The 799-nt window shown below is 34.8% G+C and carries 1 protein-coding gene; it reads right to left on the reverse strand.

What is annotated here, in order from left to right; all coding sequences use genetic code 11:
- Positions 1-85: 85 nt before the first annotated feature.
- Entirely contained in the window at positions 86-778 is a 693-nt protein-coding gene (locus LRA01S_RS10600; protein WP_061775566.1) for a phage tail domain-containing protein, read from the reverse strand.
- Between the last annotated feature and the right edge of the window lie 21 nt (positions 779-799).

Below are 799 nucleotides of genomic sequence, written 5' to 3' on the forward strand. Positions count from 1 at the left end.
CTGATTTCTGGATTAAGAATATTATGATCCAATGAGCCTAGTCCATTATGCTCAAAAGTTGTTTCATCTTTTTTATATAAATTTATCAAGTTAGCCACCTCCAGTTATTATCTATTTCTGTTTTTGTTACATTGCCTGTGATTGTGATTGTGTTATTCCCAGTTTTTAGAATTGGAAACTCACCATTCATATTACTATTCATGTTAGTTGTTAAGCCTGAATAAGCTTCTTGCAAATTTGAATCAATCGTGATATCTGTTGTCAAGTCAGTTAATGTGATACCTTTGCCATTTACGGTTAACACAACTGTACCACTGCCATAAATTTTGATTACTGGTAAAGCTGTTGTGGTTGTTTTGTTAGCAATCGTGAATGATTTAACTGAGTAATTTCCTGTTGCGCTCGTCTCATACTCGTAAGGTTCTGCGATAAATTCAACACTGAACACACCACTCGCTCTAATTACACTTTCGGTTTCAGATATCTGCGCTTGCTTGATTTTGTAATAAAAGTTTGGTGAATCATCAAAGGAAAGAGTTCTAGCTTGCGCCAACACTCCTTTGATTTCTCTTAACTTTTGCTTGATATCATCTTGAAACAAAATATTAAAATTCAAAGAAAACTTCAAATCTTCGTAACCTAAAAATCTTGTCAGACTACCGTCACGACCTTCAACCTCAGTTGATTCATATCTCTTTTCTGCACTAGGAATGTTAGGACGACCGACTAAGGCAAATCCTAATGTCTTAGTGTTCTGATTATTTATAATTACGCCCATTTTTTACATCCTTCCTATCCC

This window comes from Pseudolactococcus raffinolactis NBRC 100932 (genome assembly GCF_001591765.1).
GTDB classification, from domain to species: Bacteria; Bacillota; Bacilli; order Lactobacillales; family Streptococcaceae; genus Pseudolactococcus; species Pseudolactococcus raffinolactis.